Annotated in this window: 16 protein-coding genes and 1 tRNA gene; 7 read left to right on the forward strand and 10 right to left on the reverse strand. The window is 63.5% G+C overall.

The window, feature by feature from the left end; genetic code table 11:
- Positions 1–81: 81 nt before the first annotated feature.
- The 9 genes from trpA to aroA form a co-directional block, all read right to left on the reverse strand.
- Positions 82–918, reverse strand: coding sequence for a tryptophan synthase subunit alpha (trpA, locus tag V1292_RS07685; protein ID WP_334371525.1), 837 nt, complete (start codon positions 916–918; stop codon positions 82–84).
- Complete coding sequence (trpB, locus tag V1292_RS07690) at positions 915–2,132, reverse strand: tryptophan synthase subunit beta (protein WP_334371527.1); 1,218 nt, start codon at positions 2,130–2,132, stop codon at positions 915–917. Before trpB ends, trpA begins: the two co-directional genes overlap by 4 nt.
- Complete coding sequence (locus V1292_RS07695) at positions 2,129–2,788, reverse strand: phosphoribosylanthranilate isomerase (RefSeq protein ID WP_334371529.1); 660 nt, start codon at positions 2,786–2,788, stop codon at positions 2,129–2,131. The genes trpB and V1292_RS07695 overlap by 4 nt, the downstream gene beginning before the upstream one ends.
- A gap of 61 nt (positions 2,789–2,849) precedes the next feature.
- The gene (locus tag V1292_RS07700; RefSeq protein WP_334371531.1) at positions 2,850–3,242 is read right to left on the reverse strand and encodes a LapA family protein; all 393 of its coding nucleotides are present in this window, start codon (positions 3,240–3,242) and stop codon (positions 2,850–2,852) included.
- Positions 3,243–3,313: 71 nt separating this feature from the next.
- Positions 3,314–3,619 (reverse strand): integration host factor subunit beta, encoded by a 306-nt coding sequence (locus V1292_RS07705; protein ID WP_057844774.1) that lies wholly within the window; start codon positions 3,617–3,619, stop codon positions 3,314–3,316.
- Between the two features lie 171 nt (positions 3,620–3,790).
- The gene (sppA, locus tag V1292_RS07710; protein WP_334371533.1) at positions 3,791–4,771 is read right to left on the reverse strand and encodes a signal peptide peptidase SppA; all 981 of its coding nucleotides are present in this window, start codon (positions 4,769–4,771) and stop codon (positions 3,791–3,793) included.
- A 194-nt stretch (positions 4,772–4,965) separates the two neighbouring features.
- Complete coding sequence (gene rpsA / locus V1292_RS07715; RefSeq protein WP_028347899.1) at positions 4,966–6,669, reverse strand: 30S ribosomal protein S1; 1,704 nt, start codon at positions 6,667–6,669, stop codon at positions 4,966–4,968.
- Between the two features lie 428 nt (positions 6,670–7,097).
- On the reverse strand, positions 7,098–7,730 hold the full coding sequence (gene cmk, locus V1292_RS07720; protein WP_334371535.1) for a (d)CMP kinase: 633 nt from the start codon (positions 7,728–7,730) through the stop codon (positions 7,098–7,100).
- On the reverse strand, positions 7,727–9,064 hold the full coding sequence (gene aroA, locus V1292_RS07725; RefSeq protein ID WP_334371537.1) for a 3-phosphoshikimate 1-carboxyvinyltransferase: 1,338 nt from the start codon (positions 9,062–9,064) through the stop codon (positions 7,727–7,729). Before aroA ends, cmk begins: the two co-directional genes overlap by 4 nt.
- A gap of 143 nt (positions 9,065–9,207) precedes the next feature.
- Here aroA and V1292_RS07730 point away from each other — a divergent pair, with 143 nt between their 5' ends.
- The gene (locus tag V1292_RS07730; RefSeq protein WP_057844777.1) at positions 9,208–9,633 is read left to right on the forward strand and encodes a TIGR02300 family protein; all 426 of its coding nucleotides are present in this window, start codon (positions 9,208–9,210) and stop codon (positions 9,631–9,633) included.
- A 65-nt stretch (positions 9,634–9,698) separates the two neighbouring features.
- Positions 9,699–9,774: transfer RNA gene (locus V1292_RS07735), tRNA-Ala, on the forward strand.
- Positions 9,775–9,973: 199 nt separating this feature from the next.
- Here V1292_RS07735 and V1292_RS07740 read toward each other — a convergent pair.
- Complete coding sequence (locus V1292_RS07740) at positions 9,974–10,432, reverse strand: MarR family winged helix-turn-helix transcriptional regulator (protein ID WP_334371539.1); 459 nt, start codon at positions 10,430–10,432, stop codon at positions 9,974–9,976.
- Between the two features lie 166 nt (positions 10,433–10,598).
- On the opposite strand from V1292_RS07740, the gene V1292_RS07745 reads away from it, so the two are divergent.
- The 5 genes from V1292_RS07745 (at position 10,599) to ugpE (ending at position 15,850) form a co-directional block, all read left to right on the forward strand.
- A complete protein-coding gene (locus tag V1292_RS07745) occupies positions 10,599–11,024 on the forward strand; it encodes an organic hydroperoxide resistance protein (protein WP_334371540.1) in 426 nt (141 codons plus the stop codon).
- Positions 11,025–11,199: 175 nt separating this feature from the next.
- The gene (locus V1292_RS07750; protein ID WP_334371542.1) at positions 11,200–12,396 is read left to right on the forward strand and encodes a CaiB/BaiF CoA transferase family protein; all 1,197 of its coding nucleotides are present in this window, start codon (positions 11,200–11,202) and stop codon (positions 12,394–12,396) included.
- 327 nt (positions 12,397–12,723) lie between these two features.
- Positions 12,724–14,037: a sn-glycerol-3-phosphate ABC transporter substrate-binding protein UgpB gene (gene ugpB / locus V1292_RS07755; protein WP_334371544.1), complete on the forward strand. Its 1,314-nt coding sequence runs from the start codon at positions 12,724–12,726 to the stop codon at positions 14,035–14,037.
- Positions 14,038–14,120: 83 nt separating this feature from the next.
- Complete coding sequence (ugpA, locus tag V1292_RS07760; RefSeq protein WP_334371546.1) at positions 14,121–15,002, forward strand: sn-glycerol-3-phosphate ABC transporter permease UgpA; 882 nt, start codon at positions 14,121–14,123, stop codon at positions 15,000–15,002.
- Positions 15,002–15,850 (forward strand): sn-glycerol-3-phosphate ABC transporter permease UgpE, encoded by an 849-nt coding sequence (ugpE, locus tag V1292_RS07765; protein WP_334371549.1) that lies wholly within the window; start codon positions 15,002–15,004, stop codon positions 15,848–15,850. Before ugpA ends, ugpE begins: the two co-directional genes overlap by 1 nt.
- Positions 15,851–15,852 lie beyond the last annotated feature (2 nt).

Raw genomic sequence — 15,852 nt, forward strand, 5'->3', positions numbered from 1 at the left:
TGGACGCATTGACTGGATATATGGCGGCCGGCTCCAAGGCCGGCAAGCCGCTGTTAACGCCTATTTCCACGCAATTGTGGCTTATTCCGCAGCCTGCTTCGCGCCCCGGACGCCCTGCGCCAGCGACGCCACGACGTCAGCCACCGCGGCCACGGTCTTGGCGGTCGCGTGCCCCTGGGTGTCGAGGCTGTCGCGCAACGCATCGACCAAGGCGGTGCCGACTACGGCGCCATCGGCCTTCTCGGCAATCGCGCGCGCCGCCTGCGGGGTGCGGATGCCGAAGCCGACGCACACCGGCAGCTTGGTGTGGCGCTTGATACGGGCCACCGCATCGCCGACCACCTTCGAATCGGCCGCCGCAGCGCCGGTGATGCCGGTGATCGAGACGTAGTAGACAAAGCCGGAGGTGTTCGCGAGCACGGCGGGCAGGCGTTTGTCGTCCGTCGTCGGAGTCGCCAGGCGGATGAAGTTGAGCCCGGCCTTCAGCGCGGGGATGCAGAGCTCATCATCCTCCTCCGGCGGCAGGTCGACGATGATGAGGCCATCGACGCCGGCGGTCTTGGCGTCGGCGAGGAACTTGTCGACCCCATAAATATAGATCGGATTGTAATAGCCCATCAGCACCAGCGGCGTGGTGTTGTCTTCCTCGCGGAAGCCGCGCACCATCTCAAGCGTCTTCCTCAGGGTCATGCCGCCCTTGAGCGCGCGCAGACCCGCGGCCTGGATCGACGGTCCGTCCGCCATCGGATCGGTGAAAGGCATGCCGATTTCGATGATATCGGCGCCCGCCTTGGGCAGCGCCTTGATGATGTCGAGCGAAGTCGCGGGATCGGGATCGCCGGCCATCAGGAAGGTGACAAACGCCGAGCGGCCTTCTTTTGCGAGCTCGGCAAAGCGTGCGTCGATGCGGGTGGTCACTGCTTCCTGCCTTTCAAGATCTCCGTGATCTGCGGAATGTCCTTGTCGCCACGGCCGGAAAGATTGACCACCATCAGATGGTCCTTCGGCCGCTTCGGCGCGAGCTCCGTGACCTTGGCAATCGCGTGCGCCGACTCCAGCGCGGGTGGAATGCCTTCCAGTCGCGACAGCAGCATGAAGGCGGCGAGCGCTTCCTCGTCGGTCGCCGAAAGGTAAGTGACGCGGCCGGTTTCGTGCAGCCAGGAATGCTCCGGCCCGATGCCGGGATAATCGAGCCCCGCCGAGATCGAATGCGCATCCTGGATCTGGCCGTCGTCGTCCATCAACAGGTAGGTGCGGTTGCCATGGAGAACGCCGGGCCGGCCGCCGGCGATCGAGGCGGCATGCAGTTGCGTCAGCCCATGCCCGGCCGCCTCGACGCCAAAAATTTCGACGGAGGGATCGTCGAGGAACGGATGAAACAGGCCCATCGCGTTGGAGCCACCGCCGATGCAGGCGACCAGCGAATCCGGCAACCGGCCTTCGGCCTCCTGCATCTGCTTGCGCGTTTCATCACCGATCACCGACTGGAAGTCGCGCACCATCATCGGATAGGGATGTGGCCCCGCTACCGTGCCGATGCAGTAGAAAGTGTTGTGCACGTTGGTGACCCAGTCGCGCAGCGCCTCGTTCATGGCGTCCTTCAGCGTGCGCGTGCCTGACTGCACCGGCACGACCTTGGCGCCCAACATCTCCATGCGGAACACGTTCGGCGCCTGACGGGCGACGTCCACCGCGCCCATATAGACGACGCATTCGAGACCAAAGCGTGCGCACAGTGTCGCGGTGGCGACGCCATGCTGGCCGGCGCCGGTCTCGGCGATGATGCGCTTCTTGCCCATGCGGCGCGCGACCATGATCTGGCCGAGCACGTTGTTGACCTTGTGCGAGCCGGTATGATTCAGCTCTTCGCGCTTCAGGTAAATTTTGGCGCCGCCGAGATGCTCGGTGAGCCGCTCGGCCAAATAGAGCGGTGATGGTCGGCCGACGTAGTCCTTGAGATAGCCGTTCATCTCGGCCTGGAATGACGGATCGGCCTTGGCCGCCGCATAGGCTTTTTCCAGGTCGAGGATCAGCGGCATCAGCGTTTCCGCGACGAAGCGGCCGCCGAAATTGCCAAAATGCCCGCGCTCGTCGGGACCGGTGCGGAATGAATTGGGCAGGCGTTGATTCATCGGACCATCAATTCTTCGGTGGCGCGCGCGGCGCGAATGAAATGGCGGATCAGCTCGGGATCCTTGACACCGGGCGCACTTTCCACGCCCGAGGATACGTCGACGCCGCCGGCGCGGGTAACGCGAACCGCGTCCGCGACATTGTCGGCGCTGAGCCCGCCGGAGACCATGAAGGGCAATTGGAGATCGAGCTTTTCCAAAACGTGCCAGTCGAACACGGTCCCCAACCCGCCAGGACGGGTGGCGCCCTTGGGAGCGCGAGCATCGAACAGGATGCGGTCGGCAGCGCTCGCATAGCCCGGGAGCGCGGCGAGATCGGCCGCGGTTTCAACGGCGATCACCTTCATGACCGGCAAGCCGAATTTTTGTTTGATGTCGCGCACCCGCGCGATGGTTTCCTTGCCGTGCAGTTGCAGCAGGTCCGGCTGCAGCGTCTCGGCGATATTTTCGAGCGTCGCATCGTCGGCATCTACGGTCAATGCCACCTTGGCCGCGCGGCCCTTGGCCTGCCGGCCGAGTTCGCGCGCCGTCTCGAGGCTGAGATGGCGCGGCGACGGGGAGAAGAACACGAATCCCACCATGTCGGCACCCGCCTCAAGCGCTACCTCAAGCGTCTCGCGCGTGGACAGGCCGCAAATTTTGACGAGCAGGGACATGGTCTCTCGGGCACATATTTCGCCCCGCAACCGGGTGGAACAGGGGCTGACGGGGCGGGTTCTACAACGTCGCGCCCTGCTTGTCTCGCCCGGCGGCCCCATAGAAGCCGTACGGGGACGGTGCCGGAAGCCGCTGCTGGTCGGCCCGGGAAACTGCCGCCGCGGCCCGTAAATCAGCCGTTTCCGCCCTTGCCCGGCGGGCATCCGCTTCATGCTGGCGCGCCGCACGGCGCCAGTGGCGTTGGCGGAACCAGGTCGCCATGCCGCCCGCCGCGACCCCCAGAATGGCCACGGTGATGATCACGGCAAACAGCGGCATGCTCACCGCGATCGCCGGATCGGTCGAATTGAAGGGATCGAACGATACCGTCACGAAATGGCGGTTGGCGACTGCGAAAATGATGAAGATCAACCCTAAGGGAATGACGACCAGCGCCGTGAAGAACTTTCGCATGACCATCTCTCGCAGTGATGGAGAAAGGCGGGCACGAGGCCCGCAACACGGCTACAGATCGCAAAAATGGGTTACGCGCCGGCCTCGGGCGAGCCGTTGTCGCGGTTCAGCCGCTCGCGCATTTCCTTGCCCGTCTTGAAGAACGGCACGCTCTTCTGGTCGACCGGCACATGGGCGCCGGTGCGCGGATTGCGCCCTGCTCGCGCCGGGCGATGCTTGACCGAAAAAGCGCCGAAGCCGCGCAACTCGACACGGTCGCCGCGCGCCAAGGCAGCAACGATCTCATCGAGGATCGCGTTCACAATGTTCTCCACATCCCGCTGATAGAGGTGCGGGTTGTGCTCGGCGATGCGCTGAACAAGTTCGGATTTGATCATCGAAGTTGGGGTCCGGGATCGTGCGGACTTCCATTTCCGTGAAAATGCCTTGCACTGTCAAGACGCTAAATCACTTTTGGGCATCGCGAAATGGCGTGACGAACCGCCCGGAAGGGGTTTGTGACAACACCCGCAATGCGGGAGGGCGTCGCGAAAGGCAGCCCCTGCGGTTCAATTGGAGGCTGCGGGGCGCCACAACGCCAGCATGCCATCGAGCGCGAGCTGATCGACCGCCTGTGCGACGCCGGCCTGTTCAATCTGGCGTGCAATGGAACTCAACCCGAGCGCATCGAACGCGATGGAAGCCGCCGTTCGCAGAAACGTCAGGTCGCCAAGCTGCGGACTCAGCTTGTAATCGCGCACCGGCAGATCTTTCTTGATCTTCTTCTCGGCGACCAGCCATGCAACGGCTGCTTTTTCGTCGCCGAGCTGATCGACCAGTTTCAGTTCGACCGCCTGGCGGCCGGTGAAGACCCGTCCGTCCGCAACTTTTTCCAGTAGCGCCTCATCCATGCCGCGCCGCTCCCTCACCAGGCCGCGGAACCAGGCATAGGAATCCTTCACCAGCGCGTCGAGCGCAGCGCGCGCTTCAGGACTGGTCGGCTCGAAGCCATTGGGCGCAGCCTTTAGCGGCGAGGATTTCACCTCCTCGACCTTGACGCCCACGGTCTTCATCAGCTCGGTAAAATTCGGAAATTGAAACAGCACGCCGATCGAACCGACCAGCGAGCTCTGCCGGGCGACGATATGATCGGCGGCCAGCGCCGTGATGTAGCCGCCGGAGGCGGCCAGCCCCTCCACCACCACGACCAGCGGCTTCTTGGCCTTCAGCCGCACCAGCGAGTCGTAGAGCTGCTCGGAACCGGCCGTGGTGCCGCCCGGCGAATTGATGTGCAAGATGACCGCAGCATGGCTCGATTTCTCAAGCCGCTCCAGCGCCTCGACGCGCTGCTGGTCGCTGCGGATCAGCCCTTCGATATTGACGCGCGCGATCGATCCCGATGGCGTCAGGGCAGCCGGCCCGCTCGTTGTCGCGATTGCACCGGCGGTGACGATCGCCGCGATCGTCACCAGGCCAGCCATGATGCGCCAGAACGTCAGCTTCCGGCGGATCCTGCGGCGATCGACGATCACGTCCGAATCGAGCGACATCGAAATTCTCCTGAAAACATCGGCCCGTTTTGCAGTCGCAGCGTGAGCGAAGCGTTACCTGATTACACCAATTGCGATGCAATATGAAGAAAGCAAGGCCCGGCTTCGTTTCCCCTCTCCCCTTGTGGGAGAAGGAAAAACGAAAAGGCCCCGGTCGAAACCGGGGCCTAATGTCGCAGCCGATAAGCGAACGCTTACTTCTCGCGGTTCTTGAGCGCTGTGCCGAGAATGTCGCCCAGCGTCGCGCCCGAATCGGAGGAGCCGTATTGCGCGATGGCTTCCTTTTCTTCGGCAACTTCCAGCGCCTTGATCGAGACCTGCACCTTGCGGGCCTTCTTGTCGAACTGGATCACGCGGGCATCGACCTTCTCGCCGACGGCGAAGCGTTCGGCGCGCTGATCGTTGCGGTCACGGGCCAGTTCGGAGCGCTTGATGAAGGTGGTGAAGTCGGTGCCCGAGATCTTCACCTCGATGCCGGCCTCCTTCACTTCCAGCACTTCGCAGGTCACGACCGCGCCCTTCTTGACGTCGCCGGGTTCTGCGAAGGGGTCGCCTTCGAGCTGCTTGACGCCAAGCGAGATGCGTTCCTTCTCGACATCGACGTCGAGCACCACGGCCTTGACCATGTCGCCCTTCTTGAAGTTGTCGATGACCTGCTCGCCGGGCAGCTTCCAGTCCAAGTCGGACAGATGGACCATGCCGTCGACGTCGCCGTCGAGGCCGAGGAACAAACCGAACTCGGTCTTGTTCTTGACCTCGCCCTCGACCACCGAACCGACCGGGAACTTCTCGACGAAGACTTCCCAGGGATTGCGCATGGTCTGCTTGAGGCCGAGCGAAATGCGGCGCTTGACGGAATCGACTTCGAGCACCTGCACTTCGACTTCCTGCGAGGTCGAAACGATCTTGCCGGGGTGCATGTTCTTTTTGGTCCACGACATTTCCGAGACGTGAATCAGGCCTTCGATGCCCGGCTCCAGTTCGACGAACGCGCCGTAGTCGGTGATGTTGGTGACGCGGCCGGTGAAGCGCGCGTTCAGCGGGTACTTCGCCTCGATGCCCTGCCACGGGTCGTCCAGCAACTGCTTCATGCCGAGCGAAATGCGGTGGGTCTCGTGGTTGATCTTGATGATCTTGACCTTCACGGTCTGGCCGATGGTCAGCACTTCCGTCGGGTGATTGACCCGGCGCCAGGCGATATCGGTGACGTGGAGCAGGCCGTCGATGCCGCCGAGATCAACGAATGCACCGTAATCGGTGATGTTCTTGACCACGCCGTCGATCACCTGACCTTCTTCGAGGTTCTGCACCAGCTCCTGGCGCTGCTCGGCGCGGGTCTCTTCGAGAACCGTGCGGCGCGACACCACGATGTTGCCGCGGCGACGATCCATCTTGAGGATCTGGAACGGCTGCGAGTTGTTCATCAAGGGAGCGACGTCGCGGATCGGGCGGATATCGACCTGCGAGCGCGGCAGGAAGGCGACAGCGCCGTCGAGGTCGACCGTGAAGCCGCCCTTGACCTGGTTGAAGATGACGCCGTGAACCTTCTCGTTGTTGTTGAAGGCCTTCTCGAGCTTGCCCCAGCTTTCCTCGCGGCGCGCCTTGTCGCGCGACAGCACGGCTTCGCCGAGCGCATTCTCGATCCGGTCGAGGAACACCTCGACCTCGTCGCCGACCTTGAGATCGCTTTCGCGGCCGGGGCCGGCGAATTCGCGCAGCGCCACGCGGCCCTCGGTCTTCAGGCCGACGTCGATGACGGCCATATCCTTTTCAATTGCAACCACCTTGCCCTTGATGACGGAGCTTTCCTGCAGATTGCCGCCGGCAAAGGACTCGTCCAGCATCGCAGCGAAATCGTCGCGGGTCGGATTATAAGAAGCAGCAGTAGTCGAAGCCATTTGTTCTCCAATGCGGGATCTTGCCGGCCGTTCGGGTTAAAGGGCGCATCGCGCGTGAAGTGTCAGGGGTCCGCAAACCCTGACGACCGCATTTGCGGAGGGCGCAAAAGCGGGCCGGCAGCATGCCTGCACGTTCGATACGTTTGATGTCGCGCATTCCGCAAAAGCGGGTACCGGCTCAGCGGAAGGGTGCGCGTAGCGTCAGAAATCCGGAGCCTGAAACGAGCATATCGACTTCAAGAACCTGGAGCGGGCTTTCCTCCAATGACGGCGGGAGGTTCAAACCTCCGGCCGGCCCGCTCGGACAGCCCTGATCTCATCGATGGCGGCCCGGATGGGCGTGGATATAGCCCCACGGGCCATTTTCGGCAAGCCGGAAATGCCCGATTTACGAGCGGTTCGGGCCACCGCGACGGGTCAAATCCTGGCTATTTCCGCTGGGCGCGGACGGCCTCGACGATGGCAATTGCGGCGCGAACGCCGGCCTCGATGTCGAGATTGGAATTATCCAGGATGTGGGCGTCGTCGGCCGCTTTGAGCGGGGCGGCGGCGCGATTGCGGTCGCGCTCGTCGCGCTTGAGGATATCGGCCAGCACCAGCGCCTCATCGGCCTCCTCGCCCCGCGCGCGGGCTTCGAGCGTCCGGCGGCGGGCCCGCACCTGCGGATCGGCGACTACGAAAATCTTCACGTCGGCGTTCGGGCAGATCACGGTTCCAATGTCGCGCCCGTCGAGCACGGCGCCCGGCGGATCGGCCGCGAACTGGCGCTGAAAATTGACCAGCGCCTCGCGCACGCTGGGGATCGCCGACACCACCGAGGCGGCATCGCCGATCCGTTGTGTCTTGAGCTCGGGATGCCCGAACTTCTCGGGATCAAGCTCCATCGCGACGGCGACGGCCCGCGCCTCGTCCGTCAGATCGAAACCCTCGTCCAGCAACGCCTTCGCCACCGCGCGATAGATCACGCCGGTGTCGAGGTGGCGATAGCCGTAATGATGGGCGAGGCGTTTGCCGAGCGTACCCTTGCCGGATGCCGCCGGCCCGTCGATGGCGATGATCATGAAAACTCAGCTCCCAGCGAGCGCATCATCGGGATGAAATCCGGAAAGCTGGTGGCGATGAAGGCGGTATCGTCGACCTTGACCGGCTTGTCGGCCGCAAGCCCCATCACCAGCGCCGACATCGCAATACGGTGGTCCATGTGGGTGGCGACGAGACCGCCGCCGGGCACGTGGCCGCGGCCCTCGACGATCAAATCATCGCCCGCGATCTCGACCCTGACGCCGTTGACGCGCAGCATGGCGGCGGTCGCCTCCAGCCGGTCGGACTCCTTGACGCGCAGTTCCTGCAGGCCGCGCATGATGGTGGTACCTTCGGCAAAGGAGGCTGCGACCGCGAGCACCAGATATTCGTCGATCATCGAGGGCGCGCGTTCCGGCGGCACCTCGATGCCGCGCAGTTTTGAAGCGCGCACACGCAAGCGGGCCATCGGCTCGCCGGCGTCGCCGCGAACCTCGCTTTCCTCGATGGCGGCGCCCATCTCGCGCAGCGTCGTGAGCAGGCCGGTGCGCAACGGGTTGGTCATGACGTCGGAGAAGGTCACGTCGGAGCCCGCGACGATCAGCGCCGCCACGATCGGAAATGCCGCCGAAGACGGATCGGCAGGCACCACGACCTCGGCGCCGTGCAGTTCGGGCTGGCCGGTGAGCGCGATCTTGCGGCCGTGGCTGCCTTCCCTGACTGAGACGATATCTGCGCCGAAATGTTTCAGCATCAGCTCGGTATGATCGCGGCTGGCTTCCTGCTCGATGACGGTCGTGACGCCAGGCGCGGCAAGTCCCGCCAGCAGCACCGCCGACTTGATCTGAGCCGAGGCCACCGGCGTGCGATACAGGATCGGCACGGGATCGCGGGCGCCATGCAGCGTCAGCGGCAGGCGGCCGCCTTCCCTGGTCTCCCCGGCCTTGGCCCCCATCAGTTCCAGGGGATCGAGGATCCGGCGCATCGGGCGGGAGCGCAGCGAGGCGTCGCCGTCGAACACGGCCGTGATCGGGCAGCCGGCCACAGCCCCCATCACCAGCCGGCACCCGGTGCCGGAATTGCCGAAATCGAGCGGGGAGGTCGGCTGGGCGAAGCCTGCCACGCCCACGCCCCTGACCTGCCAGGCAAACGGTCCGGTTCGCTCGACCCGAGCGCCCAGCGCCTGCATCGATTTGGCGGTGTTGAGGACGTCCTCGCCCTCCAGCAGGCCGGAGATCCTGGTTTCGCCGACCGAAAGCGCCCCCAGGATGAGCGCGCGGTGTGAAATCGACTTGTCGCCGGGAACGCGGACTTTCCCGGCCAAGGGACCGCTGGCGCGGGATTCCAGCGGGGTCTGGATGGTTGAATGGGTCAAGATGGTGGTCCTCTGCGGGGGCGGCAGTATCACATGGACCACACGGCGTCACGCGGCTCTCAAAAGCTTCAAAGCGCTATTGACACCGGCCCCTCAACTAGCCAAGTGAAGCACCGTTTTTCAGAATTTCCCAGGATCTACACGTGGCCAAATCCGATCTCGGAACCAAGCGTATTTGCCCGACGACGGGTAAAAAGTTCTATGACCTGAACAAGAGCCCGGTGATTTCGCCCTACACCGGCGAGGTCGTCCCGATTGCCCCGGTCGCGCCGCCGCGAGCCGCCCGTGGCGATGCCGCGCGCGCTGCAGCCGCCGCGTCGGCTACCGCTGCCGCCGATATGCCGGAGGCCGCCGAGGCCGAAGAATTGGTCTCGCTCGAGGAGGCCGATGCCGAGGAGAACACCGGCAAGGTCAAGGCCGTGGTTCCCGAATCGGAAGACGATATCGAGATCGACGAGACCATCGAGGACGATGACGACGACGATTCTACCTTCATTCCCGACGAGGAAGAGGGCGATGAGGACGTTACCGACATCATCGGCGACGTTGGAGGTGACGAAGAGACTTGAGATCGGCCCTAAACTGTGGTTCAGGGTCATTGCCCGCACGCCGAATTGAGGCGCGCGATTCTTACGGGGCCATAGCTCAGCTGGGAGAGCGCTTGCATGGCATGCAAGAGGTCGGCGGTTCGATCCCGCCTGGCTCCACCACGCTTCGCCCTTCGGGCCACGCGTGGCGCAGCCACGTGATGCCCGAAGAGCGAAGCGTGGTGCCCGGCGTAGCCCGAAGGGCGAAGACGGGCTGGTACTGCGCCTTTCCTGATAAGTACAAAGCGCTTGAGTTCGAGAAGTATCTAAAATCTCACTCCGGCCGCGCCTTCGCCAGGAAGCGCCTCTAGCCGCCCGTGCCTCACTCCCCCACCACCGCATTCAACCGGTCGCGCAGCGCGACGATCTCGTTCTTCATCGCCACGAGTTCGCCGACCGAGCAGGCCGACGCCGCCAGGATCGCCTGCGGCACAGCCCGCGCTTTCTCCCGCAGTGCTTCGCCCTTTGGGGTTAATGCGATCAGCACCTGCCGCTCGTCCTCGGTGCTGCGTGTCCGCTTGATCAGTGCGGCCGTCTCCAGCCGCTTGAGCAGCGGCGTGAGCGTGCCGGAGTCCAGGTGCAGCCGCTCGCCGATGTCTTTCACCGGTACGCCGTCGCGCTCCCACAGCACCAGCATGACCAGGTATTGCGGGTACGTCAGGCCGAGCCGGTCGAGCAGCGGCTTGTAGACGCGGTTGAACGCGTGCGCGGTGGAATACACCGCAAAGCAGAGCTGATTATCGAGCTTCAGCGGCAGGTCAGCCGCATGTTTTCTGGCCATCACAACCTCGTCAACGGGCGGCGCCCCTGCCCCGATTCGGAGCCGTAAGCGCTTGATTTCAATTGTATACAATTAAATCGCGGCCTCTGCAATAATTTTGATTGTGCAAAATCTAATTGTGTGCAATACATAATCCACCAAAACGGCAAACCCAGAGGAGACCGACATGTCCGTGAACGTGCTCTACAAGACCAGCGCCAAGGCCACCGGCGGCCGCGATGGCCACGCCGCCACCCTCGACGGCGCACTCGACGTCAAGCTCGCCACCCCGAAAGAGCTCGGCGGCGGCGGTGGCGCCGGCAACAATCCCGAGCAACTGTTCGCGGCCGGTTATGCCGCCTGCTTCATCGGCGCCATGAAATTCGTGGCTTCGCAAGGCGGGCCAAAGGTGCCGGCAGATGCTTCGGTGACCTCCACCGTCGGCATCGGTCCGCGCTCGGCCGGCGGCTTTGGGCTCGATATCGAACTCGCCGTTTCGCTGCCCGGCGTTCCCAAGGCGGAAGCGGAAGCCCTCGTCGCGAAAGCCCATCAGGTGTGCCCTTACTCCAACGCCACGCGCGGCAATGTGGATGTGCGCCTGACGGTCGTCTGACGGCATGATTCAAACGGCCCGCCGCTGATATCGGCGGGCCGTTCGTCCCGCGGAATTTTCGAGTTCGTGCTACGGCGGCCGCGTCATGCGCCTGTGCGCGAGACGCCATTGCCGCCGCGCCTGAAGACCGCTAGCTCAAAGCCTCCATTTCTCACCCTGAGCGAAGGTCTTCTCCATGAGTTATCCCGGCGCAATGACCGGCCTGCGCGTGATCGATCTGACGCGCGTGCTTGGCGGCCCCTATTGCACGCAAATCCTCGCCGACCACGGCGCCGACGTGATCAAGGTCGAGCCGCCGGCCGGCGATGAAGTCCGCGACTGGGGCCCTCCGTTCCACGAGGAGGACGCGGCCTATTTCGTCGGCATCAACCGCAACAAGCGCTCGATCGGCCTCGATCTCGCGTCCGAAGACGGACGCGCGGTGCTGATGAAGCTATTGGAGACGGCCGACGTCCTGATCGAGAATTTCAAGCCGGGCACGCTCGACAAATGGGGCATCGGCAACGACGTCTTGCGCGCGAAGTTTCCAAGACTGGTACACTGCCGGATTTCCGGGTTCGGCGCCGACGGTCCGCGCGGCGGCAATCCCGGCTATGACGCGATCATCCAGGCCATGACCGGCATGATCGCGGCGACCGGCTCGCCCGAAAGCGGCCCGATGCGGATCGGCGTACCGCTGGTCGACATCACCACCGGGCTTTACGCGGCGATCGGCATCCTGATGGCGCTGTCGGAGCGGCAGCGTTCGGGGCTTGGCCAGTTTCTCGAAACTACGCTATATGAAACCGGCCTTGCGATCATGCATCCGCACACCGCGAACTATTTCATGCATGGCAAGCCGCCGTCGCTCACCGGCAACGAGCACCCGAACCTCGTTCCTTACGCGATCTTCCCGACCAAGACCGACAACATCTTCATCGGCGTCGGCAATGACGGCACCTTCCGCAAGCTCGCCAAGGAAATCGGCAAGCCCGAACTCGGCACCGATCCGCGCTTTGCCCGCAACAAGGACCGTATCGCCAACCGCGAGGCGCTGCGCGCCGAGCTCGCCGCCGTGTTCAGCCAGCACGAGGCCGAACCGCTCTGCAATCGGCTGCTGGCGGCGGGACTGCCGGCGGGCCCGGTGCAGAAGATCGACCAGGCGCTGACCAATCCGCATACGCTGCATCGCGGCGATATTATCGAAAAGGACTGGTACAAGGGCGTCGCCTCCCCGATCCGGCTGGAGCGGACCAAGCCCAGCCTGCGCCGCACGCCGCCGAAATTCAGCCAGCACACATCGGAGGTGCTGGACGAGTTCGGCTACTCGAACGGCGAGATCGAGGCGCTGGTCGCCAAGGGCGCGGTCTGCGGCTCCGAACGCAAGCGCTAAGTCTTCGCGGATTAGAAGGTCGAACTGCCGCCACGCTCGAAATCAGAGCTGCTACGGAGGCAGTCCCGATGACGCCACCCCTCTCCCCAACCCTCCCCCGCAAGGGGGGAGGGTTGGGGAGAGGGGTATGCCCCGGGCGCAACCGGCAGACACATTGCCATGCTGCATCAACAATCTCTAAGCCGCCGCACGCGTCGCAGAAAAATTCCCGCTTCCCCTAAGGTTCACTTCCCCCCTACGATTGGCTCGCTTATACGGTCATTTGCACGTCATCCGGCGCTGTTATCGCGCGAAACGAAGGTGACGACCCCAACCTGGAGGAATTACATGGCATTTCGACAATTCGGCCCAGCCGCGGCAGTCACTGCTGCGCTGGCGTTCGCAACACCTGCCCACGCTGTGACCGAGATCCAGTGGTGGCACGCCATGACCGGTGGCAACAACGACATCGTCAACAAGCTCGCCGAAGAGTTCAACGCCAGCCAGTCCGACTACAAGGTCGTGCCGTCCTACAAGGGCAGCTATCCCGACACCATGAACGCCGGCATCGCGGCGTTCCGCGCCGGCAACGCGCCGCACATCATGCAAGTGTTCGAAGTCGGCACCGCCACCATGATGAGCGCCACCGGCGCCATCAAGCCGGTCTACCAGCTCATGAAGGATGCCGGCGAGCCGTTCGACCCCAAGGCGTACCTGCCGACCATCACCGGCTACTACTCGACCTCCAAGGGAGACATGCTTTCGTTCCCCTTCAACTCCTCGTCGACGGTGATGTGGATCAACAAGGACGAATTGAAGAAGGCGGGTGTCACCGAAATCCCGAAGACCTGGCCCGAAGTGTTCGACGCCGCCAAGAAGCTGAAAGCGGCGGGGCATGCGACCTGCGGCTTCTCCAATGCCTGGGCGAGCTGGGTGCATATCGAGCAGTTCTCGGCCTGGCACAACGTGCCGATCGGCACCAAGGCCAACGGCCTCGACGGTTTCGATACCGAGCTGAAGTTCAACTCGCCGCTGCATGTAAAACACCTGCAGAACCTGGTCGATCTGCAGAAGGACAAGACCTACGATTATGGCGGGCGCACCAGCACCAACGAAGCTCGCTTCGGCTCCGGCGAATGCGCGATCTTCCTGACCTCGTCGGGCTATTACGCGACCGCCAAAGGCACGGCCAAATTCGACTTCACCTCGGCGCCGATGCCCTATTACCCTGACGTTGCCGGCGCCCCGCAGAACTCGATCATCGGCGGCGCGTCGCTCTGGGTGATGGGCGGCAAGAAGCCGGAAGAGTACAAGGGCGTCGCCAAGTTCTTCACCTTCCTGTCGGACACCAACCGCCAGGCCAAGCTGCATCAGGAGTCCGGCTATCTGCCGATCACCAAGGCGGCCTACGAGAAATCGATCAAGGACGGCTTCTATGAGAAGAACCCGACCCTGCAGACTCCCTTGAAGGAACTCACCAACAAGGAGCCGACCGAGAATTCGCGCGGCCTGCGCTTCGGCAACATGGTGCAGATGCGCGACCTCTGGTCCGAGGAGATCGAGGCGGCGCTGGGCGGCAAGAAGTCTGCGAAGGAAGCCCTCGATGCGGCCGTCTCCCGGGGCAATGCGATGTTGCGCACCTTCGAGAAGACTGCCAAGTAGGCGAAGCTGAACCAGACTACCGGCGCTCCCTCCTGCAATGCGGGAGGGAGCGCTTGCATCACCGGGAAGACCGCGACGCCTGAATGGAAAAGTCCACCGTCTTCAACAACCGCCTGCTGCCTTATCTGCTGCTGCTGCCGCAGCTTGTCATCACGGTTGTCTTCTTCTATTGGCCGGCAAGCCAGGCGATCTGGCAGTCCTTCCTGCGCGAGGACGCGTTCGGCCTGGTCTCCGAATTCGTCGGGCTGGAAAATTATCAGGCCCTGTTCGCTCAGCCGGAATATTACCGATCGATGCTGACGACGGTGATCTTCTCGACGCTGGTTGCGGCGCTGTCGCTCTCGATCGCGCTGTTGTTCGCAACCCAGGCCGACAAGAATCTGAAGGCCGCGCCCGCCTACAAGACGCTGATGATCTGGCCCTACGCGGTGGCGCCCGCGGTGGCCGGCGTGCTCTGGTTCTTCATGTTCCAGCCTTCGCTCGGCATGCTGGCGCGTCCGCTGCGCGGCATGGGTCTCGACTGGAATCCGCTGCTCAACGAGAACCACGCCATGATGCTGGTGGTAATGGCGTCCGTCTGGAAGCAGATCTCCTACAATTTCCTGTTCTTCCTAGCCGGCCTGCAGGCGATCCCAAGGAGCGTGATCGAGGCCGGTGCCATCGACGGCGCCCGGCCGATGCGCCGCTTCTGGACCATCATCTTCCCGCTGCTGTCGCCGACGACGTTCTTCCTGCTGGTGGTCAACGTCGTCTACGTCTTCTTCGATACGTTTGGCATCATCGACGCCGTCACCGGCGGGGGCCCCGCCGGCGCCACCACCACCATGGTCTACAAGGTCTATGCCGACGGCCGTCTCGGTGGCGACCTCGGCGGCTCGGCGGCGCAGTCGGTGGTGCTGATGGTCATCGTGATCGCGCTGACCGCGATCCAGTTCCGCTATGTCGAACGCAAGGTGCAGTACTGATGGTCGAGCACCGCCCGCTCACCGATTTCATCGCCTACGCGATCCTGACGCTTGGCATATTCATCGTCGCTTTCCCGGTTTATCTCGCGCTGGTCGCCTCGACCCATGATGCGGCGACGGTGGTCGGCGGCCACATGCCGGCTGTGCCCGGCAGCCGCACGTTGGAGAACTATTATCGCGCCATCTTCGTCGGCGGCGCACGCACCAGCCGCGAGCCGGTGGCCAACATGCTGATCAACTCCTTCGTCTCGGCGATCGGCATTGCGGTGGGCAAGATCTTCATCTCGATCCTGTCGGCCTATGCGGTGGTCTATTTCCGATTTCCCTTCCGCAAGACCGCGTTCTGGATCATCTTCATCACGCTGATGCTGCCGGTCGAAGTGCGCATCTACCCGACCTACAAGGTGGTCGCGGATTTGCGCCTGCTCGACACCTATGCCGGCCTGATCCTGCCGCTGATTGCATCCGCCACCGGCACGCTGCTGTTCCGCCAGTTCTTCATGACGGTGCCGGATGAACTCCTGGAAGCCTCGCGCATCGACGGCGCCGGACCCTTCCGCTTCTTCTGGGATACGCTCTTGCCGCTGTCGGTGACGACCATGGCGGCGCTGTTCGTCATCCAGTTCATCTATGGCTGGAATCAATATCTCTGGCCGCTTCTGATCACCACGCAGGATTCGATGCAGACCATCGTGATCGGCATCAAGAAGATGCTGGTGACGACCGACGAGCTGGCCGAATGGCAGCTCGCAATGGCGACCGCGGTCCTCGCCATGCTGCCGCCCGTCGCCGTGGTCATATTCATGCAGCGGCTGTTCGTCCGCGGCCTGGTCCAGACGGAAAAGTGAAT

This window comes from Bradyrhizobium sp. AZCC 1719, assembly GCF_036924525.1.
Classification (GTDB): Bacteria; Pseudomonadota; Alphaproteobacteria; order Rhizobiales; family Xanthobacteraceae; genus Bradyrhizobium.